This window comes from Actinokineospora baliensis (assembly GCF_016907695.1).
GTDB classification, from domain to species: Bacteria; Actinomycetota; Actinomycetes; order Mycobacteriales; family Pseudonocardiaceae; genus Actinokineospora; species Actinokineospora baliensis.
On record NZ_JAFBCK010000001.1, the window covers coordinates 6,186,986 to 6,208,090 of the forward strand.

15 protein-coding genes are annotated in these 21,105 nt (G+C 70.7%); 4 read left to right on the top strand and 11 right to left on the bottom strand.

Annotation, left to right across the window (positions count from 1 at the left end; translation table 11 throughout):
• Nucleotides 1-112: 112 nt before the first annotated feature.
• Nucleotides 113-1,759, top strand: coding sequence for a peroxidase family protein (locus tag JOD54_RS27500; protein WP_204454712.1), 1,647 nt, complete (start codon nt 113-115; stop codon nt 1,757-1,759).
• 55 nt (nt 1,760-1,814) lie between these two features.
• Complete coding sequence (locus tag JOD54_RS27505) at nt 1,815-2,483, top strand: DNA alkylation repair protein (protein ID WP_204454714.1); 669 nt, start codon at nt 1,815-1,817, stop codon at nt 2,481-2,483.
• A 545-nt stretch (nt 2,484-3,028) separates the two neighbouring features.
• Here the strand turns inward: JOD54_RS27505 and JOD54_RS27510 are convergent.
• The 3 genes from JOD54_RS27510 to pheS form a co-directional block, all read right to left on the bottom strand.
• Nucleotides 3,029-4,651 (bottom strand): alpha/beta hydrolase, encoded by a 1,623-nt coding sequence (locus tag JOD54_RS27510; RefSeq protein ID WP_204454716.1) that lies wholly within the window; start codon nt 4,649-4,651, stop codon nt 3,029-3,031.
• A 237-nt stretch (nt 4,652-4,888) separates the two neighbouring features.
• Nucleotides 4,889-7,402 (bottom strand): phenylalanine--tRNA ligase subunit beta, encoded by a 2,514-nt coding sequence (gene pheT / locus JOD54_RS27515; RefSeq protein ID WP_204454718.1) that lies wholly within the window; start codon nt 7,400-7,402, stop codon nt 4,889-4,891.
• Nucleotides 7,402-8,469, bottom strand: a complete 1,068-nt coding sequence (pheS, locus tag JOD54_RS27520) for a phenylalanine--tRNA ligase subunit alpha (RefSeq protein ID WP_204454720.1) — start codon at nt 8,467-8,469, stop codon at nt 7,402-7,404. Before pheS ends, pheT begins: the two co-directional genes overlap by 1 nt.
• A 270-nt stretch (nt 8,470-8,739) precedes the next feature.
• On the opposite strand from pheS, the gene JOD54_RS27525 reads away from it, so the two are divergent.
• Both JOD54_RS27525 and JOD54_RS27530 read left to right on the top strand, forming a co-directional pair.
• A complete protein-coding gene (locus tag JOD54_RS27525; protein WP_204454722.1) occupies nt 8,740-10,536 on the top strand; it encodes an HSP90 family protein in 1,797 nt (598 codons plus the stop codon).
• 14 nt (nt 10,537-10,550) lie between these two features.
• Nucleotides 10,551-13,352 (top strand): UDP-N-acetylglucosamine--peptide N-acetylglucosaminyltransferase SPINDLY family protein, encoded by a 2,802-nt coding sequence (locus tag JOD54_RS27530; RefSeq protein ID WP_204454724.1) that lies wholly within the window; start codon nt 10,551-10,553, stop codon nt 13,350-13,352.
• Here the strand turns inward: JOD54_RS27530 and JOD54_RS27535 are convergent.
• From JOD54_RS27535 to JOD54_RS27565, 8 genes are all read right to left on the bottom strand, one after another.
• Nucleotides 13,349-13,801 (bottom strand): nucleoside/nucleotide kinase family protein, encoded by a 453-nt coding sequence (locus JOD54_RS27535; RefSeq protein ID WP_204454725.1) that lies wholly within the window; start codon nt 13,799-13,801, stop codon nt 13,349-13,351. The two genes, JOD54_RS27530 and JOD54_RS27535, sit on opposite strands and share 4 nt — an antisense overlap.
• 411 nt (nt 13,802-14,212) lie before the next feature.
• Complete coding sequence (locus tag JOD54_RS27540) at nt 14,213-15,076, bottom strand: IS3 family transposase (RefSeq protein ID WP_372440260.1); 864 nt, start codon at nt 15,074-15,076, stop codon at nt 14,213-14,215.
• A 26-nt stretch (nt 15,077-15,102) separates the two neighbouring features.
• Nucleotides 15,103-15,411, bottom strand: coding sequence for a transposase (locus JOD54_RS36090; RefSeq protein ID WP_372440261.1), 309 nt, complete (start codon nt 15,409-15,411; stop codon nt 15,103-15,105).
• 557 nt (nt 15,412-15,968) lie between these two features.
• Entirely contained in the window at nt 15,969-16,490 is a 522-nt protein-coding gene (locus tag JOD54_RS27545; protein ID WP_239573525.1) for a GNAT family N-acetyltransferase, read from the bottom strand.
• A complete protein-coding gene (locus JOD54_RS27550; RefSeq protein WP_204454726.1) occupies nt 16,487-17,854 on the bottom strand; it encodes an ABC transporter ATP-binding protein in 1,368 nt (455 codons plus the stop codon). The genes JOD54_RS27545 and JOD54_RS27550 overlap by 4 nt, the downstream gene beginning before the upstream one ends.
• Complete coding sequence (locus JOD54_RS27555) at nt 17,851-18,618, bottom strand: ABC transporter permease (protein ID WP_204454727.1); 768 nt, start codon at nt 18,616-18,618, stop codon at nt 17,851-17,853. Before JOD54_RS27555 ends, JOD54_RS27550 begins: the two co-directional genes overlap by 4 nt.
• Nucleotides 18,615-19,568, bottom strand: a complete 954-nt coding sequence (locus JOD54_RS27560; protein WP_307860334.1) for an ABC transporter permease — start codon at nt 19,566-19,568, stop codon at nt 18,615-18,617. The genes JOD54_RS27555 and JOD54_RS27560 overlap by 4 nt, the downstream gene beginning before the upstream one ends.
• A complete protein-coding gene (locus tag JOD54_RS27565) occupies nt 19,556-21,088 on the bottom strand; it encodes an ABC transporter substrate-binding protein (RefSeq protein ID WP_307860335.1) in 1,533 nt (510 codons plus the stop codon). Before JOD54_RS27565 ends, JOD54_RS27560 begins: the two co-directional genes overlap by 13 nt.
• Nucleotides 21,089-21,105 lie beyond the last annotated feature (17 nt).

Below are 21,105 nucleotides of genomic sequence, written 5' to 3' on the forward strand. Positions count from 1 at the left end.
GGTACCGGCGCCGGTTCTCTGGGGAGGGAACTCGGTACGGCGCGGTACCCGCTCGCCCCTTTCTCCCGGGGGCCGCCGTGTGGTCCCCCGGCCGGACAGTGGGGGTTCACCAATGGCTCGACGCCATGCCAGAGACAGTTTCCTCATCGTCGGCGAAGGGGTGGTGGAGTCGACCGCGGACGGCACCCCGCTGACCCGCGCGCCGTCCACCGAGGAGGAACTGCGCCGATTCCGCTTCTCCCGCCTCGGCCCGAAGGGCAACCGGACCGACGAGGCGCTGCGCACCGCGCTGGCCACCGCCATCACCGAAGCCGGGGCCGCGCAGCCGGACGGGTCGATCCCGGCCGGTTTCACCTACCTCGGCCAGTTCGTCGACCACGACCTGACCATCGACAGGACCGCGACCCAGCTCGGGTCCGAGGTCACGGTGGACGAGCTGGTGCAGGGCCGCTCGCCCGCGCTGGACCTGGACTCGCTCTACGGCCGCGGCCCGCTCGACCGCCACGACCGGCGCTTCTACGCCGAGGACCAGGTCAAGCTCAAGGTCGGCACCACGTCGGCGACCGACTTCCCCGACGACCGGGTGCGGGTCGACCTGGAGGGCTTCGACCTGCCCCGCAAGGGCGGCACCTCGGGGACCGGGGCCGACCGGCGCGAGCCGCTGATCCCGGACCTGCGCAACGACGAGAACCTGGCCGTCGCGCAGACGCACCTGGCGTTCATCCGGTTCCACAACCGCGTCGTGGACGACCTGGCGCTGTCGGGGATGAACGAGCGCCGGTTGTTCGAGGCCGCGCGCGAACAGGTGGTCAAGCACTACCAGTGGATGTTGCGCACCGATTTCCTGCCGCGCGTGGTCGACCCGGAGATCGTGCACGAGGTGTTCACCGGTGGCCGCCGGTTCTTCGAGGCCAACGGCCACAACCGCACCCGGCGACCGACGATGCCGGTCGAGTTCTCCGTCGCCGCGTACCGCATGGGCCACAGCATGGTGCGCGACGCCTACGAGTGGAACCGCGTGTTCCGCACCGGCGGCCCCGGCCCGCTGGGCACGCTGCCGCTGCTGTTCACCTTCACCGGCGTCAGCGGCAACTTCACCGGCGGCTCGCTGTCCGAGTTGGACGATCCGAACTCCGGCACCGTCGACCGGTTGCCGACCAACTGGATCGCCGATTTCCGCCGCCTGTACGACTTCACCGAGGCGGGCCGTCCCGATCTCGCGGCTCCCGAAGGCGGCGGCAACGCGGCGAAGCGGATCGACACGGTCCTGGTGGACCCGCTTGACCAGCTGCCAGCGGGCACCTTCGGCGGTCGGGGCACCGCGTTCCCCGCCGTCCACCGCAACCTCGCGTTCCGCAACCTGACCCGCGCGAGCATGGTCGAACTCGCCAGCGGCCAACAACTCGCGGCCCTGTTCGGCGTGACACCGCTCACCACCGAGCAGATCGTCGAGGGCGCTGGCGGCGCGTCGCTGAGCGGGCTGTCGCCGGAACAACGGGCAGAAGTGTCGTCGGACACGCCGCTGTGGTTCTACGTGCTGCGCGAGGCCGAGCTCAACAACGGTGTCCTGGGCCAGGTCGGCGGTCGGATCGTGGCGGAGGTCTTCCACCGCGCGATCGAGGCCAGCCGCGCCTCGATCGTCCGGGAACCGTGGTGGCGCCCGGCACTGGGCCCGGACTCGACCACGTTCCGGATGACCGACCTGCTGCTGTTCGCCTTCGAGGGCAAGGCGGACCTGCTCAACCCGCTCGGCGACTGACCCCGCGGCCGGGGTGTCCCGCGTGGGGCACCCCGGCCCCCGGTAACGTGCCACTGTGGACTTGGCCTCCGACATACGCACCCGCCTCGCCTCGGCGGGCGACCCCGGCCGGGCACCGGACATGCAGCGCTACATGAAGTCCGACATGCCCTTCCGCGGCGTCCCCAAACCCGCCAGGGACGCCCTGGTCCGCCAACTCCCCGCCCTCCACACCAGAGCCGAGTGGCTCGACGTCATCCGCCGCCTCTGGCGAGAAGCCACCCACCGCGAAGAACGCTACGTCGCCCTGGACCTGCTGCGCCGGTACCCGCGCTGGCAGGAACTCGACCTCTTGCCCCTGTACGAGGAATTCGTCGTCACCGGCGCCTGGTGGGACTATGTGGACGAACTCGCCAGCCGCCACATCGGGTCGCTGCTCATGGCCCAGCGGGACGCGGTCACCCCGGTGATGCGCGAGTGGGCGGTGTCCGAGGACCGCTGGAAACGGCGGGTAGCGGTGATCTGCCAATTGGGGGCGAAGGGGGAAACCGACCTGGCCCTGCTGGCGTTCGCGGTGGAAGCGAACGAGGCGGACGGGGACTTCTTCTTGCGCAAGGGGATCGGGTGGGCGCTGCGGCAGTACGCGCGGGTGGACGCTGACTGGGTACGGGGGTTTGTTGAGGCACATCCTGGCCTGTCGGGGTTGTCGCGGCGGGAGGCGTTGAAGCACATCTTGACCGGGTGAGGGCGGGTCTCTTGTTTCGGCTTCGCCGTCGGATCATCGGCTCGTCGCTTCGCGACCTTGCATGCCGATCCGCGATTTAAGTGCGGGCTCGATGTGGTGGACCTGTTTTGCGTGGGGCCCCTACGACAGCCGTGGCAGGACCGCAAAGCAGGGGCCGAAAAGCATGGCCCTGCAGCGAGGCAAGGCTACGACTATCGTCCCCCCACACAAAACAGGTCCACCCCATCGAGCATCTGGCACCAGCGTGTTCCGAGTGTCCAGTGGTCGGGCTGGCGGGGTTGGCTCGGTGGGCGGGGTTGGCGGGGTTGGCTCGGTGGGCTGGGTTTGGATGGGCTGACTCGGTGGCTTGGGTTTGGGTGGCGGGGCTGACTCGGTGGCTTGGGTTTGGGTGGCGGGGCTGACTCGGGGGGGCTGGGTTGGGTGGGTCAGCTCGGTGGGTTGTTCTGGCACCGGCGGCTTCTGAGGTTTGTCACTGGCTCCTGAAAAGCCTTGAGGGCGGCCGCGAGGTTGTCGCGGTCGCCCTCAAGGGGGGTGGGGCTATTCGGTTAGTGGCGGACGCCGAGGATGAGCTTTTGGAGGTCGGCTCGGGTGATGTCGGCGGGGGCCAGGGTGGCCTTGCGCTGGGCGGCGGCAGCGGGGACCGGCTGCGGGAGCGGGTCGCACTGGGCGTCGGAGCGCTTGCCGGGCTTGCGGGCGGGGAGCTTGCCCGAGGTCAGGTAGTCGGCGATCTTGTCGTCCACGCAGGGGATCCCGTTGAGGGAGCCGGAGTGGGTGGTGCCGCCGACGCCCTCGATGAGGGCGGACTTGGGGAAGCGGTTGCGGACCTCGAGGCTGCCCTCGTAGGGGGTGGCCGCGTCGAGGGTTTCGCTCAGCAGCAGGATCGGCGGGGCCTTGGAGCCGTCGACCTCGACCGGCTTGCCGACCTTGCCGCCCCAGTACAGGCAGGGGGCGTTGAACCAGGCGTTGCCCCAGGTCTCGAACGGGGCGCGGATGTGGGTGATCCAGTTGTCGATCTGCCACCTGGTCCACGAGGTGGGCCACTGGACGTCGGTGCACTGGGTGGCCAGGTACATCGCGAAGCCGTTGTCGGTGCCGGGGCCCTGGCCGTTGGAGGCGTCGTAGAGATCCTTGAGGCCGGAGTAGTCGCCGTCGTTGACCCACGCCGAGAACGCGTTGGCCACGTCCTCCCAGCCGAACACGTAGTACCCGGCCTGCAGGAAGATGTCGGTCCACTCGTCGGGGCCGATGATGCCGCCAGCGGGCTTGGCGATGAACTTGAGCTGCTCGCCGTAGAACTTCGCCTCGACCTGGCGACCCGTCTTGCCCAGGTGGTAGACCGAGTCGTTCTTGGCGATCCAGTCGAAGTAGATCTTGATGTTGCGGTCGAAGGCGACGTCCTGGTCCAGGTTGGCCTGATACCACACCTTGCGGGGGTCGACGTTGCCGTCGAGGACCATCCGGCGGACGCGCTCGGGGTAGAGCGTGGCGTACACCTGGCCCAGGTAGGTGCCGTAGGAGAAGCCGTAGTAGTTGATCTTCTCCTGCTTGAGCGCCTTGCGCAGCACGTCGATGTCGTTGACCGTGTCGGTGGTCTTGACGTTGTCGAGCAGGTCGCCACCCGCGGTGTCGCAGGCCTTGGCGTAGTTCTTGGACCTGGTCAGCCAGGTCTGCTCCAGCTTGCTGGTGGCGGGCACGTAGAACGGCCGGTTGTAGGCGAAGTAGGTGCCGTCGCAGGCCAGCGCGGGCTGGCTGGAGCCGACGCCGCGCGGGTCGAAGCCGATCCAGTCGTAGAACTCGCCCGCGCCGTTGGGCACGAACTCGCCGAGCACCGACAGGGTCAGGCCGGAGCCGCCGGGACCACCGGGGTTGGTGATCATGACGCCCTGGTACTGCTCGGCTGGCGCCTTCGCCGCGATCCGCGACACCGCCAGCTTGATCTTGGTGCCGGACGGCTTGGCGTAGTCGAGCGGTACCTCCAGGAAACCGCACTGCGCGCCGCGCCTGGCCAGGCCGGGGCTGGCGCAGGTGCCCCACGCGATCGGCGCGGGGTCGTAGTTCACCTGGTTGGGCGCGGGCTTGGCCTGCGGGGCCGCGGAGACAACCGGCGCGAGCACCGCACCGCCCACCACGAAGCCCGCCGCGGCGAGTGCCGCCACGATTTTCTTCACATTGCCCCATTTCGTCATGCTTCGTCCGCACCCGGGTTGTGGTTCGCGGACCGCCCGATGCTGCCCCAGCGGCGTCCGGTTGGGAATAGCGGACCACCGATTTTTGCTAACGCGAAAGCATTGTCGATCAACAATACCGGGCGATGCGGGAAAACCGGACGCTCCACATCGGACCACCCAGGAAACGGCGGTGGGGGCGGACCGGGAAGGTCCGCCCCCACCACCGGGTGCGATCGATCAGCCGCGCAGCGCGGCGCCGTGCTTGGCCGCGGCCGCCGCCACCGCGGCGTCGCGGGCGGCGGTGGCCTCCTCCACGGTCAGCGTGCGGTCCTGCGCGCGGAAGCGCAGCGAGTACGCCAGCGACCGCTTGCCCTCGCCGACCTGGGTGCCGCTGAACACGTCGAACAGGCCCAGCTCCTCCAGCAGCTCGCCGCCACCGCCGCGCAGCGTCTCGGTGAGCTCGGCCGCGGGCACCTCGTCGTCGACGACCAGGGCGACGTCGAGCAGCACCGGCGGGTACGGCGACACGACCGGGACGACCTTGCGCTCGCGCAGCGGCAGCAGGTCGAGGTCGAGTTCCATCGCGCAGGTCCGCTTGGGCAGCCCGAGCGCCTCGACGACGTTCGGGTGCAGCTCACCGGCGTGCCCGACGGGGAACCCGCCGACGCTCAGCCGCGCGCACCGGCCGGGGTGCCACGGCGCCAGGACGTCGGCGCTGACGGTCAGCTCGACCCTGGCGACCTGGGCGACCACCTGGGCCGCCTGCACCGCGTCGGCCCACGACGCCTGCTCGCCCGCGCCCCACCAGCCCGCGCGCTGGCGGTTCCCGGCCAGCACCACGGCCACGTGGGTCGGCTGCGCGGGCAGCGCGGCCGACAGCTGCGCGAACTGCTCGTCAGTCGGTCGACCGGTGACCGGCACCTCCGGCACCTCGGCGGCGTCCGCGCGCGGCAGCACGACCTGTCCGATGTGGAACAACGAGACGTCGCGCGCGCCACGGGAGACGTTGCGCGCCAAGGTGTCCAGCAGACCGGGCAGCAGCGTGGTGGCCAGCTGGTCGCGGTCGGACTCCAGGGGGTTGCGCACCGGCACCGTGCGGCGGCGGACGTCGTCGGCGGCGAGGCCGAGCGCGTCCCACACCGTCGGCGCGACGAACGGGAACGGCAGCACCTCGACGTGGCCCTGCTCGGCCAGCGCCCGCGAGACGTGCCTGCGGCGGCGCTGGGCCGGGCTCAGCCCGCGCCCGGGAGGGGCGGCGGGCAGCACCGACGGGATGGTCTCGTAGCCCTGCAGCCGCAGCACCTCTTCGACCAGGTCGGCTGGCTGGCTCAGGTCGCCGCGCCAGCTCGGCGGGTACGCGGTGACCTCGGGCGTGCCGTCTTCAGCGGCGCCGACCTCCACGCGGCAGCCGATCTGCTGCAGCCGGGCGGCGGTGACGCCGCGCGCGTAGTTGATGCCCGCGACCCTGTCCGGCAGGTTCATCGCCATCGTGACCGGCGCGGGCGCCTGCGGGGTGCCCTCGTCGGTGCGGCCGGGCTGGATGCTGCCCTCGCCGTACTGGCGCAGCAGCCGCGCGGCCCGCTCCAGCGCGACCGGCGGCAGCGCCGGGTCGACGACCCGCTCGTAGCGGCGGGACGCCTCGCTGGGCAGCTTGTGCCTGCGCACGGTCCGCGCGATGGTCGCCGGGTCCCAGATCGCGGCCTCGAGCAGGATGTCGGAGCTGTCGGCGCGCACCTCTGTGCTCGCCCCGCCCATCACCCCGGCCAGCGAGATCGGACCCGAGTCGTCGCTGATGACGACGTCGTCGGGGTCCAGCACGCGCTCGACGTCGTCGAGGGTGACCAGCTTCTCCCCCGCCACCGCCCGGCGCACGGTCAGCCCGCCGCGCACCCTGGCGGTGTCGAAGGCGTGCATCGGCTGGCCGAGCTCGAGCATCACGAAGTTGGTGACGTCGACCGCGAGCGAGATCGACCGGACACCGGCGAGCATCAGCGTGCGGCGGATGAACCACGGCGTCGGCGCGGTCGGGTCCACGCCGGTGACCCGGCGGACCGCGAAGCGGGTGCAGGTCTCGTCGCCGGGCAGGGTGACCGCGATGGCGCGGGCCTCCGCGGCCGGGACGTCCATCGCGGCGGGGTCGGCGAAGCCCAGGTCCAGCGCGCAGGCCAGTTCCCTGGCGAGGCCGCGCATGGACAGGCAGTAGCCGCGGTCGGGGGTCGGCGCGAGCTCGATGACCGAGTCGGTGAGGCCGAGCAGCTCGATGGCGTCGTCACCGGGGGCGGTCTCGTCGTCCACCGGCAGCACGAGGATGCCGGAGTGGTCGTCGCCGAGGCCGAGCTCGTCGGCGGCGCAGATCATGCCGCGGCTGACCTTGCCGTAGGTCTTGCGCTCGCTGATCACGAAGTCGCCCGGCAGCACCGCACCCGGCAGCGCGACGACGACCAGGTCGCCCTCGACGAAGTTGGTGGCACCGCAGACCACCTGGGTGGTCAGCGGCGCGCCGTCCTCGCCGTCCTCCGAGTCGCCGATCTCCACGGTGCAGTACCGGATCGGCTTCTTGAACTCGGTGAGCTCCTCGATCTGGGCGACCCTGCCCACCACCACCGGGCCGGTGACCGGGCCGAGCGGGTCGACCGACTCGACCTCGATGCCGACCCGGATGAACGCCTCGGCGATCTCCGCTGCCCCGATGTCGCGGTGGTCCTCGGTGAGTTCGAGCTGCTGGACGAGCCAGCTGACGGGGATCCGCACTACGCCTCCGTGCCGAAGGGAAGGGTGAACCGGACGTCGCCCTCGACCATGTCGCGCATGTCGGGGATGCCGTCGCGGAACTGCAGGGTCCGCTCCAGGCCCATGCCGAAGGCGAACCCGGAGTAGACCTCGGGGTCGACGCCGCAGGCGCGCAGGACGTTCGGGTTCACCATCCCGCAGCCGCCCCACTCGACCCAGCCGGGGCCGCCCTTCTTGGCGGTGAACCAGACGTCGAGCTCGGCGGAGGGCTCGGTGAAGGGGAAGAACGACGGGCGCAGCCGCACGTGGGCCTCGGCGCCGAACATGGCCTTGGCGAACGCGTCGAGGGTGCCCTTGAGGTGGGCCATGGTCAGGCCCTTGTCCACGGCCAGGCCCTCGACCTGGTGGAACACCGGGGTGTGCGTGGCGTCGAGCTCGTCGGTGCGGAAGGTGCGGCCGGGGCAGACCACGTAGACCGGCAGGTCGCGCTCGAGCAGCGAGCGGACCTGCACCGGCGAGGTGTGCGTGCGCAGGACCAGGCCCGAGTCGGGCGCGCCGACGTAGAAGGTGTCCTGCATGGTGCGCGCCGGGTGGTCCTTCTTGAAGTTCAGCGCGTCGAAGTTGAACCACTCGGCCTCGAGCTCGGGGCCCTCGGCGATCTCGTACCCCATGCCGGTGAACACGTCACCGACCCGCTCGGACAGCGTGGTGATCGGGTGCCGGGCGCCGCGCGGGCGGCGGTCCCACGGGAGGGTGACGTCGACGCCCTCGTCGCGCAGCACCCGCTCGTCGCGCTCGACCTTGAGCCGGGCGAGCCGCTCGTCGTAGGCGGCCTTGACCAGCGCCTGCACCTCGTTGACCCGCTTGCCCGCCTCGGCGCGCGCCTTCGGGGGCAGCGCACCGATCTCGCGGCGGGCCTGCAGCAGCGGCGAACGGTCCCCCAGGTGGGCTGGCTTGACCGAGGCGAGCGCGTCGAGGTCGGCCGCGGAGCCGAACTCCTCGCGGGCCTTCTCCACGGCGGCCTGGAGGACGTCGGGCGTGAGCGCCGCGACCTCCTTGGGGTCGTACGGGTCGTTGGCTCCGGACATGGTTTCTGGACAGCTCCCCGGGGGTCCTTGCGTGGGACGGTCGCGCACCCCATGACAACGGGTGAGCAGCTTCGATCCTAGGTGATCGCCCCCGGGGCCCGACACCGACTTCGCCGGGGCCCGCCCGGTCGGGTTGCCCCGGGTGGCGGCGCGTGATCGCGCGGCCGGGTGAAGCCCGGGCCCCCGTCACCGGACGCCTGTACTGTGACCTGGGCCGGGCGCCCCCGCCGTGCCCGGTTCGCCTGCCCCCACCACCCGCAGAGGTCCGCCTTGGCTCAGACGTTCGGTGTCAACCTCCGCGGGGTCATCGACCTGCTGTCGCAGCACCTCTACAGCAGCCCCCGGGTGTACGTGCGGGAAGTGCTGCAGAACGCGGTGGACGCGGTCACCGCGCGCAGGCTGGTCGACCCGACCGCGCCAGCCAGGATCAGCCTGGAGTGCCCCGAGCACACCGGTGACGGCACGCTGCGGGTCCGCGACTCGGGCGTGGGGCTGGCCGAGCACGAGGTGCACGCGCTGCTGTCCACGCTGGGCGGGACGTCCAAACGCGACGAACTGGGGTTCGCCAGGCGCGACTTCCTCGGCCAGTTCGGGGTCGGGCTGCTGTCCTGCTTCCTGGTCGCCGACGAGGTCCACCTGGTCAGCCGGTCGGCGCACGGCGGCCCCGCGGTCCGCTGGACCGGGCGCAACGACGGCACGTACACGGTGGCGGTCGACGACTCCGCGCGCGGGGAGGTCGGCACGACGCTGACCCTGCTGCCGCGGCGTGACTGCGATCACTGGACCGAGTTCGCCGCGGTCGCGCCGCTGGCCGCGGAGTTCGGTTCGCTGCTTCCTTATGAGGTGCGCGTCGTCGGCGACACCGACAGCACGGTGATCACATCGGGTGGTTTCCCGTGGGTGCGCGACGACCACGAGACCACGGCGGCCTACCACGGGCGGCTCGCCGAGTACTGCCGGGCGGTGTTCGGATTCGAGCCGTTCGACGCGCTGCCCCTGGAGTTCGGCGCGGTCGGGCTGACAGGTGTGGCGTTCGTACTGCCGGAGGGCGCCCATCCCGGTGCCCGGCAGGCGCATCGCGTCTACCTGAAGCGGATGTTGGTCGGTACGGCGGTGGAGGGGCTCCTGCCGGACTGGGCCTACTTCGTGCGGTGCGTGGTGGACACGTCGGCTCTTAGGCCCACCGCGAGCCGTGAAGCCCTCTATGAGGACGAGACGCTCTTGGCGGTGCGGGACGCCCTAGGCGGACGGGTCCGGGACTGGCTGGTACGGCTGGCAGCAACGGAACCGGATCGAGCGGGGGCGCTGTTGGCGGCGCACCACATGGGCATCAAGTCACTGGCGCTGGTCGACGACGAACTGCTCGGGCTGGCCGAGCGGTGGCTGCCGTACGAGACGACCCGGGGCGCGATGCCGCTGCGGCAGTTCCGCCGCAGCCACCCGACGGTGCTCTACACCCCGGACGTCGACGAGTTCCGCCAGCTCGCCCCGGTCGCGGCGGCCCAGGACATCGGCCTGGTCAACGCCGGGTACGCCTACGACACCGACCTGCTGCGCCGCATCGCCGACCGCGACGGCCAAGACACCGCGCGCCGGGTGGACCCGAGAGAGCTGCTGGCGGCGCTCGGCCGCCCGGACGCGGCCACGGAGGCGGCGCTGGCGGACACGGTGCGGGTCGCCTCGGTGGTACTGCTCGACCACGACTGCGAGCCGACGCTGCGCGAGTTCGACCCGGTGTCGCTGCCCGCGCTGCTGATCGCCGACGCCGACGGGGCGCGCAGGCAGGACGCGGCCGCCGCGCGCGCCGAGGCCGACCCGCTGTGGAGCGACCTGCTCGGGCACCTGGTCGACACCGGGTCCGGCGCGGCGCAGCGGCTGGTGCTCAACACCCGCAACCCGCTGGTCGCCCGGCTGGCGGAGGTCGACGACACCGCGCTGCTGGAATCGGCGGTGCGCGCCCTCTACGTCAACGCGCTGCTGCAGTCGCACCGGCCGTTGCGCCCCAAGGACACCGCCGCGCTGACCGGGTCGTTCCTCGACCTGCTCGACCGCGCCATCGGACGCTGACCGGAGGACCGACCGTGCCCGAGCCCGAGCAGGACCAGCGCGAGCACCTGGCGCACCGGCTGCACGAGTCCGACGACCTGCCCGCGGGTCCGGCCAAGTGCGAGGCGCTCGAACGCCTCGCCCGCTCGGCGGACGCGGCAGGCCTGGTCGACCTGGGCGTGGCGGCGCGGTTGGTGCTGGTCAACGCGTACCGGGAGATCCGCCGCTACGACCTGATGCTGACCCCGTTCGCGTGGCTGCGGGCGACCGAGGCGCGGCACCCGGAGGCGTTCGACGAGTGGGCGGTGCACCAGTTCACCTGGATGCACAAGTGGCTGCCGACCGGGCTGCTCGGCGACCCGCGGTTCACCCTGGAGCAGATCACCGCGCTGGTCGACCAGCTCGAGCAGCGCTACCGGTTGCACGGCTACTCGCCGCACCCGGTGCACGACAAGCGGCGCGCGGTGGCCCACCACATCGGCGACACCGAGGCGGCCGACGCGCACTTCGCGGCCTGGCGCGGTGCCGAGCCCGACGACATGAGCGACTGCCCGGCGTGCGTGGTGGACAGCCAGGTCGGCTACTTCGTCTCCCGCGAGCGGTTCCCCGAGGCCATCGCGGTGGCCAGGTCGGTGCTCGACGAGCCGTCGGACTGCGCGGAGCAGCCGCACGGGGTGCTGGCGTCGCTCATCGAGGCGTACCTGGCGACCGGTCGGCTCGAGGACGCGGCGCGGGCGCACCTGGTGTCCTACCGGGTGGTGCGCGGGACCCCGCAGGGCCGGTCGGCGCTGCACGCGCACCTGCGGTTCTGCGCGATCACCGACAACGCCGCGCGCGGCATGGAGATCCTGTCCGACAACCTCGACGTGCTCGCCGACCCGCCGAGCCCGAAGGTGCTGCAGGAGTTCGCGGCCGCGGCGGCGCTGCTGCTGAGCCGGGTGCCGGACCGCGCGGACCACCGCTTCACCGTCGGCGAGGTCGAACTCGACGGCGAGGCGCTGCGGGTGTTCTGCGTCGAGGAGGCCACCGCGACGGCGGCGGCGTTCGACAAGCGCAACGGGACCGGAGCGGTGAGCGGGCGGGTGCGCACGACGTTGGAGCTGGCGGACGTGGGGCCGGTGCTGGTGGCGGTCCCGGGTGCGGTGGCGGCGGCGGTACCGGCGGCGGTATCGGTGGCGGCGGCGGACTCGCCTGCCGTCGACCAGGTGTCCGCTGCGGAGTTGGCGTGTGCGGCTGTGGAGTCCGGCCAGGTCCTCACCGGGGTGCGACTGCTGGGTGAGGTGCGGTCCGGGGCGGACCTGCCTGTCGGGCTGGCTGCCCGGGTCGCGGCGCACCAGCAGCGGTTCCAGCGGGTGGAGGATCCCGCGGTCGCCGCCGAGCAGATGCTGCGGCACCAGGCGCGGCTGTCCGAGGCGGGTGAGCCGGTGATCGCCGCCCGGGTCCACCACCTGCTGGCCGGGCTGTGGCGGATGGCGGGGCAGCCCGACCGGGCGATGGACCACGCGCAGCTCGCCATCGCCGAGGGCACGACGCTGGGCGACGCGATCACGGTCATCTACGGCCACCTCGCCACGGTGGACCTGCTGACACCGGACGACCCCGTGGCCGCGAGCGCGTCCCTCGACCTCGCCGAGGAGGTGGCCACGACCTCGGCGCCCGAGTTCCTCGGCGCGGTGCGGGACGCGCGCGCGGAGATGCTGGCGAACGGCGGGGACGTGCCCGGGGCGCTGGCGATCGTCGAGGGGTTGCTCGACGGGGTGGGCACGTGGCCGGAGTCGACGGTGTTGCGGTTGACGGGGCACCGCGCGCGGCTGCTGGCGAACCTCGGTCGGCTGGACGAGTCGGCCGAGTGGTTCGACCGGTTGGTGGCCCGGTGCCGCACCAGCCCCGGGCCGTGGCTGGCTGATTCGCTGCTGCAGTACGCGGTCCTCATCGACCAGAGCGGTACCGCCGCCGACAACCTGCCAACACTGCTGGACGCGGCATCGGCGGCACGGACGTACCTGCCCGCTGTCGGCGCCGCGCAGGCGTGCCTGCACCTGTCGGCCGGGTACCTGGCCACCGGCCGGGCCCTGGAAGCCGCCGAATCCCTGGAAGAGGCCCTGCGCCTCGTACCGCCTTCCGCCACCGAGATGCTCACCGAGATCCACTACCGGCTCGCGATGGCGTGCCGGGCCCTGGGTGAGCACACCCCCGCCGAGACGCACCTGTCCGCTGTGATCGCCACCTCACCCACCGATGACGCGTTCCTCGGCCACCTCTTCTACCAACTCGGCGAAGTCCGCATGGGCCTCGGAGCCCTCCCGAACGCCGCGACGGCCTTCGAGGACTCCGCCACCCACTGGCGCAAAGCCGACAACCCCGTTGCGGCCAGCGAGTCCCTCGTGCAACTCGCCCACGCCCGAGGCCTGGTAGACCTCGAAGCAGGCCTCGCCCACCTCGACGAAGCCGAATCCCTAGCCGCCAACTCCGACGACGCCCTAGACCACCTGGCAGACGCAGCGGGCTTCCGCGCGGCCCTGTTGGCCCACCACGAACACTACGAACAAGCCCTAGAAGCCAACGCCGCCGCCGAAAAACTCGCCGTCCGCCTGGGAAACCAGGATTGGCACGCCTTCCTGGCCTGCCGAGCCGCCCGCCTCCACCTGGACTTGGACGACCCCACCACGGCTGAATCCGAAGCCCGCCGAGCTACCGCGCTGCTCAGCGAGGAGCCGGACCCGCAGACCTTGGGCGTGGTGCTGGGGACACTGGCCCGCACCTTGGAGGAACAGGGCAAACCAGTGGAGTCAGACCCCCTGGTCCAGTCCCTAACCCTTCGCCTGGAAAACGGCTAGCGACTCACCCACCCGGGCCGCCCGAACTCCTCGTTGAACACAACGACATCAGCGTGATCAGCCGGACGGTCCTTGGCGTAGTAAAACTCCTGAGCCGGGATATACCGCTCCCGCCAGGACCGCTCGATCTCGCCTACCCCCGCACCCCGCTCCAGCGCCCGCCCCACCGTCAACTCAAGCGGTACAGACACGAAGATGCTCATCTCCCACCGAGCAACGAGCTCCGGCCGCAACAGGAACACCCCGTCAAACAACAGCACCGCATCCGGCGGCGCTGTGAACTCGCCACCCCCCACCGTCCGCCGAACCCGGCGGTCTCCCCCAGGCCCCATCGGATCCAACAAGAACCGACAAACCCCCACCCAATCATGGGCGTCGAAGTAGCACCCCTCAGCTGAGTAGCGCCCCCGCCAATACCGGCGTTCCACTGGAACCATGAAGTCATCCACACAAGCCCGGATGACCTGCCGCCCCCGCTCCCGAAGACCCTCCCCAACCTCATCAGCCAGGGTGGTCTTGCCCCCAGCGGGCGGCCCATCGACAGCGACCCGGATCGGGTGAGAAGCCTTGCGGGAGTCGATGCCTGCGACCAGGTGGCTGATGAGCTCCGCCCGAGTTCCTCGATTCACCTGCCACCTCTCACAAACGCGGACACTGGGCTGCGGAAGCGGGCGACCCCAGAACGGTGGTAGCAACTCCGACCACGACCACAATGCTGGCCACCGGACACCCGGAAGCCGCCGGTGCCATTCCAGCCCACCGAGCCAGCCCGGCCAACCCAGCCCGCCGAGTCAGCCCCGCCAGCCCGACCACTGGACTGAGGAGCCGCGCGGTTTCCGGACAGGGGATCAACTGTCTATTCAAGCGGCGATTTGTTGGTTCTTGTGTTCGATGTATACCTCGTGCGGTGGGCGGTAGCCTATCGCTGAGTGAAGTCGTCGGCGATTATACCAGAACTCGATGTAGCGAGTGATGTGCTGCCGGGCTTCGTCTCGGGTGGAGTAAGCCATCCGGTTGACGCATTCGTTTTTGAGTGTGCCGAAGAACGATTCGGCCATCGCGTTGTCGAAACAGATTCCGGTTCGCCCTGCTGATTGCTTCAACCGGAGGCTGGTGAGGACGTTGTGGTACTCGGTGGACATGTAATTGCTGCCGCGGTCGCTGTGAAATATCGCACCGTCGGCGAGTGGGCGGTTTCGGGCCGCGTTGCGGATAGCGCGGCTGATGAGCGGTGTCTGGTAGTTGTCGTCCATCGCGTAGCCGATCACTTCTTTCGTGCAGCAATCCAGCACGGTGGCCAGGTAAAGCCAGCCTTCCATCGTGGGAACGTAGGTGATGTCGCCGACCAGCTTGCGTCCCGGCGCGGGCGCGGTGAAGTCACGGCCGACCAGGTCGCCCACCGGCGCGGCCGCCGCGGTGGTCAGCCCGAACCGCCGGGGCCTTGGCTGGCAGGGAACCAGCCCCAGTTCACGCATGAGGTGCCGGACCAGTTCAACACCCACGCACACGCCTGCCCGCCGCAACTGGGCATGGACCCGCCGGTGGCCGTAAGTCGAGTCCGAGGCCTCGAACGCGTCCCGGATAAACGCTTTCAGCTCCTCTCGCCGTCGCGCGGTGGCCGATTCCGCCCGGCCGCGCCATTCGTAGTAGCCGGACCTGGAAACGTCGAGCAGTCGGCACATGAACAGGACGGGATACGCGTACTTCGCAGGTTCAAGTCGCATCGTTTCGATGAACTCGTACTTGCTGACTACTCGGCATCCTTCGCGAAGTACGCTGCGGCTTTTTTCAGGAAAGACACTTCCATCTCGAGTTCGCGGTTACGGCGTTCCAACTCTCGTAGTCGCGCTCGTTCGTCCGTTGCCAACGGCTCCGACACGGCGACGGCCGAGTCCGCGCCTTGTTCCCGCTCATAGCTCCGCACCCATACACGCAGTGTCTCCGAGTTCATATTCAACTCTCGCGCCGTCTCGGCGATCGGCCGTTTCGACCGCAACGCCATCTGAACTGCTTCCTCACGAAACTCCGGCGAGTACGGACTCCGATGGGCCACGTGCACTCCCTCAACTTCCCGACAGGACAATCTTACTGGGTTCCTGTCCGGAAACCTCGAGGCCCCTCAGGACACTCGGACCCTCCGGTGCCAGATGCTCGATGGGGCGGACTTGGTTTGTGTGGGGTGGCGGTGCCCGTAGCGTTGTGCGCTGCAGGGCCATGCTTTTCGGCCCCAGCTTTGCGGTCCTGCCACGGGTAGCGCAGGGGCCCCGCGCAAACCAAGTTCGCCCCATCGAGCACACCCCACCCACCACGATCCAGCGCAATGCCGAAGGCGAGCCGACCCCGGAAGCCGCTGGTGCCAACCCAGCCCCCGAGCCAGCCCCGCCACCGCTCCAGAAGCCGCCCACACACTGCTCGATGGGCGGACTAGGTTTGTGTGGGGGGGTTCGCCCCATCGAGCACACCCACACCCCACGGACCGGCGCAATGCCGCAGGCGAGGCGTCCACCGAAGATCATCCGATTCAGAAGCCCCCGATACACACCCTACCGAGGCACACCGACAAACCGGGCGCGCCAGCGGGAGCCTGTGGACAGCCAAACACGTTGTGGACAAGTGCTAGAACGGGATCTCATAGTGCACCGTCTGGAACCGCTCCACATCCCCGTCCCGCGCATCACACACCTGCTTCGCCACCGACCCCCAGAACGCCTCCGCCCCCTCCACCCGCGCATCCGTGTGCAGGTACAACACCTCATACCCCCCAACCCCAGCCACGAACCGCACCGCCTCCCCCACCAACCGCCGCGCCAACCCCCGCCGCCGGTGATCAGCCCGCACATACACCCGAAACAACTGCGCTGTCCGATCAACCGGATACCGAGCCACCAACCACGAAGGATGCGGCGGACTCACCGGCGCCACAGCACGAACCCCTGTGGTAGCAACGATCTCATCACCGAGAGCGGCCACGAACAGCGCATGCCGGGGCGAACGCAAGTACACAGCTTCCGGATCGATCACGTCCTCGTGCCAGCGCGGGTTGTAGCCGTAGCCGAGATCGCGGTACAAGGTGTCCAGCATGACTGAGCGGGCACCGGGTAGGTCCTCGACAGCGGCTGGGCGGATTTCGTAGGTCATGGGGTCCTCAATCGGCCTTCGTGGAGGGTCATCACCCGGTCGGCCAGGTGGGTGGCGACGGTGTGGTCGTGGGTGATGAGGATCAGGGTGAGGGCTTGGGCGTCGCGCAGCGCGGTGAGTTGGGCCAAGACGCTCTGGCGGGTGACGGTGTCCAGGCCGGTGGTGATCTCGTCGCAGACCAGGACTTCCGGGGAGGCCAGAACGGCTCGGGCCAGGGCCGCGCGGTGCAGTTCACCGCCGGAGAGGGTGGGGGGTAAGCGGCGAGCAGTGGCCTCGTCAAGGCGAAATGAGGCCAGGACGGACAGGGCGGCCGCACGGCTGTCTTGAGTGGACATTCCTCTCAGCAGCACGGCGGTGCGGGCCACCTGGTCGAGCACGGGGCGGCGGTGGTCGAAGGAGGCTCGCGCGTCCTGGAAGACGTACTGGATGGCGGCGAGGTCGTGGCGGGGGCGGGAACGCAGGGTTCGAGCCAGCGGACGGCCGTCGAGGGTGATGGTGCCGGAGGTGGGTGGGTGCAGGCCGACGACGCAGCGGGCCAGGGTGGTTTTTCCGCTGCCGGACGGGCCCATCACGGCGAGGCACTCCCCTGTGGACACTCGCAGGTCGATGCCGTGCAGAGCGGTGGCCTTGCCGTGGTGGGCGACCAGGTTCTCGACCCGCAACCGCTCAGAGCCGGTGGCGTCATCAGCCGCCGCGCGGATCGGGTCCACCAGAAGTGCGCGGGTGTAGGGGTTCCGGGGGTTGGTGAGGACCTCGGCCGCCGGGCCGGATTCCATCAGCTTGCCCGCGCGCAGTACGACGACGTGGTCGGCGAGTGCGCGCACGACGTCCATGTCGTGGCTGAGCACCACCAAGGCCACCCCGCGCTGGGCCAACCGCCCGAACTCACCGACGACCTCGTCTCGGGTTTCCCTGTCCAGGCCGGTGGTCGGTTCGTCGGCGACCACGACGGCGGGCGAGCCGAGCAGCGCTTGCGCGAGCACGAGCCGTTGCTGCTGGCCGCCGGAGAGCTGGTGCGGGTAGCGGTCGAGCAGCGACCTCGGGAATCGGGCCGCGTCCACCGCTTGCTCCACAGCGGACACCGACGCGAGCTCGCGCAACACCGAACCCACGCGGCGAACGGGGTTCAGGACCGCCCCGGGGTGCTGCGGCACGAACCCTGCGCGCCCCCGCACCTTCACCTCCCCGGACACCTCGGCGCCCGCCGGGTACTCCCCCAGCAACGCCAGCCCGGTCGTCGTCTTGCCGCTGCCCGAGGCCCCCACGATCGCCAGCACCTCACCCGCGCCGACCTCGAACGACACGCCGTCGACCAAAGCGCGTCCCACGGTCACCCGCAGGTCGGTCACCGTCACCACGCTCATCGGCGCACCGCCCGGTCGAACACCAGGTTCACCCCGACCGACCACGCGATGATCAGCGCCGCGGGCACCACCACCGCCGACGGCACCAGGAACAGCCCCGCCTGGTTGCGGTCGACCATGACCGCCCAGTCCGCCGCGTCCGGCGCCACCCCGACGCCGAGGAAGCTCGCCGACGCCACCAGGTACAGCGCCGCGGTGATCCGCACACCGAGGTCGGCGACCAGGGTCGGCGCGACCGCGGGCACGACGTACCCGAACGCCAGCCGCCACCGGTTCTCGCCTTGCAGTCTCATCGCCTCCAACGCGGGTCTGCTCGACACCTCCAACGCCGCCGCGCGCGCCACCCTGGCGATGTCGGGCACGGTCACGACCGCCACCACGAGCACCACGGTGGTGTAGCCGTGCGGGGCGATGCCGGCCACCAGGATCAGGACCAGCAACGACGGCACCGCCAACACGATGTCCAGCGGCCGCATCAGCAGTTCGTCCAGCCACCGCCGTCGGGCCATCGCGGCGACGAGCGCCAGCGGCACCCCCACCGCGTACGACAAGCCCGTCGCGATCAGCGCCACCAGCACCACGGTGCGCCCGCCGAGCAGCACCTGGTGCAGGACGTCCCGCCCGACGAAGTCCGTGCCGAGCAGCCCGGCGTCCACGAACGCCCGCCCCCTGCGCACCTCGTCGGGCACGAAGAACGGCCCGAGGACAGCGATCAGCAGCGGTACGACGAGCAACACCACCCCGAGGCCGAGCCGCCCCTTCACGCGGCGCTCCCCGCCCTGGGCGCAAGCCGGAACGCGGCCACGTCGGCCAGCAGGTTCACCAGCACGGTCGTCACCCCGAACAGCACCGCGAGCCCTTGCACGACCGGCATGTCCCGCCCGGCGACCGCGTCCACCAACGACGTCCCCAGGCCGGGGATGACGAACACCGCCTCCACCACGATGACCCCACCGAGCAACCAATCCGTCGTTCGAGCCAGCTGCTGCACCGCGGGCGCCAAGGCGTTCGGCAGCGCGTGCGCGTAGTCCACCCGCGCGCGCGACAGCCCCAGCCTGCGCGCGTGCCGCACGTAATCCGACGCGAGGGCATCCACCATGGCCGCGCGCACCAACCGCGTCACCGCGCACAACGGACGGGCCAGCAACACGAGCACTGGCAGCACCAACACCGCCGGGTCCGCCAACGGATCAGCGCCCAGCGCGGTCGGCGGCAACCACCCCAGTCGCACCCCGAACAACGCCACCAGCACGATCGCCAGCGCGAACTCCGGCACCGCGTGCAACCCGATCGTCACCGCCGTGACCACCCGGTCGGCCCGGCCACCTGCCCGGCGGGCCACGAACACCCCGAGCAGCACCGACGACGGCACCAGCAGCAGCATGGTCAGCCCGGCGAGCAGGAGCGTCGTGGGCAGCCCGTCGGCGAGGAACTGCGCCACCGGTCTGCCCGACACCAGCGACTCGCCGAGATCACCGCGCAGCAGCCCGAGGAACCACTCGCCGAACCGGGTGACCAGCGGCTGGTCGAGCCCCATGGCGGCGCGGATCGCCTCGACCCGCGCCGGGTCCGGGTTGTCCCCGGCCAGCGCGACCGCCGCGTCGCCGGGCAGGGCCTCCACCAGCAGGAACACCGCGACCAGCACGGCGAGGACCTGGACGAGACCCAGCAGCAGCCTGCGGCCGGTGTACCGGCCCAGGCTCACCGCAGCCACACGCGGTCGAACCTCGCCCAGTCGAGGCTGTTGGCGGGGGCGGTGAGCACGCCGTCGACCGCCGCCGAGGTGCCGACCACCCAGTCCGCGAAGCCCCACACCAGGTAGCCGCCCTCGGCGTGCAGGGTGCGTTGCATCTCCCGGTACACCGAGTCCCGCGCCGAACTGTCCAGTGTGGACACGGCCTTGTCGTACATCGCGTCGAACTCGGGCCGGGCCCACTTGGTGACGTTGGTGGTCGACTTCGACAGCAGCCGCTGCGACACGTGCGACTCGATCGGCATCGCACCAGAGCGGAAGCTCGACAGCGAGCCGTTCTTGAGCGTGTCGGCCCAGAAGGTGTCCTTGTCCCCCACCGCGACCTCGATGGTGATGCCCGCCTGCTTGGCCTGGTCGGCGAACACGGTCGCCGCCTCGACGAACCCGGTCGCCGCCTCCGAGGTGTTCAGCGGGACCTTCAGGCCCTCCGCGCCCGCGCGCTTGATCAGGAACCGCGCCTTGTCGAGGTCGCGGGTGCGCTGCGGGATGTCGTCGGCGTAGTGCAGGTACCCCTTGCCGTACAGGTCGTTGGCGACCTGGCCCGAGCCCGACAGCACCGACTCGACCAGCTGCGGCCGGTCGGCGAGCAGGAACATCGCCTCGCGCAGGTCGCGGTTGTCGAAGGGCGGCCGGTCGACCTTCATCGCGAAGGCCTGGATCCCGCTGTTGGGCGAACGCAGGATCTTGACCCGGCCGCCCGCCTCGTGTGCGCGCGCGGTCACCGGGGACAGGTCGTGCGCGTACTCGACCTGTCCGGCCAGCAGCGCGTTGACCCGCGCCGACTCCTCGTTGGCCAGCACGAACTCCAGCTCGTCGAGGTGCGCGGCGCCCTCCCAGTAGCCCGGGTAGCGCTTGAGCAGCGTCGAGCGGCCGGGCGCGAACGAGACGAACGAGAACGGGCCGGAGCCGACCGGCTTGGTGAAGTCCTCTGTGGACTCCGGGGTGATGTACGCGGAGAAGGTGGCCAGCACGTTCGGGAACTCGACGTAGGGACGGCTGAGGGTGAACTCGACGGTCCGGTCGTCGACCGCGCGGCTGGCCTTGAGGTCGATCACCGCGAGGCTGGCCTTCGCGCGGAAGGCCCGCTTCGGGTCGAGGATCCTGGCGTAGCTGGCCAGGACGTCGGCGGCGCGCACCGGTCTGCCGTCGTGGAAGGTCGCTTGCCGCAGGGTGACCCGCCAGACGGAGGCGTCCGCGTTCGGCTCCCACTTCTCGGCGAGCCGGGGCACCGGGGTCAGGTCGGCGCCGAAGTCGGCGAGCTTGTCGTACAACGCCTTGGCGCGGGCCGCCTCCACGAACAGACTCGCCATGTGCGGGTCCAGGACCTCCTTGGCCCCACCACCGGCGAACGCCGCCCGCAGCCTGCCGCCCGCTCGGGGTCCGGACGCGGCGGGCTCGGTGGACGCGCAGCCCGCGAGGGCCAGACCACCGGCGAGAGCGAGGAAACCACGACGGCGCAGGGTGGGGAACGGGTCGGACACGGGAGCCTCCGGGGTGA

Bases quoted from the DNA above. Each gene is read 5' to 3' on its own strand.
- JOD54_RS27500 (WP_204454712.1), top strand. From the start codon at position 113: ATGGCTCGACGCCATGCCAGAGACAGTTTCCTCATCGTCGGCGAAGGG.
- pheS (WP_204454720.1), bottom strand. From the start codon at position 8,469: ATGTCCGGAGCCAACGACCCGTACGACCCCAAGGAGGTCGCGGCGCTC.
- JOD54_RS27540 (WP_372440260.1), bottom strand. From the start codon at position 15,076: ATGCGACTTGAACCTGCGAAGTACGCGTATCCCGTCCTGTTCATGTGC.
- JOD54_RS27545 (WP_239573525.1), bottom strand. From the start codon at position 16,490: ATGACCTACGAAATCCGCCCAGCCGCTGTCGAGGACCTACCCGGTGCC.
- JOD54_RS27550 (WP_204454726.1), bottom strand. From the start codon at position 17,854: ATGAGCGTGGTGACGGTGACCGACCTGCGGGTGACCGTGGGACGCGCT.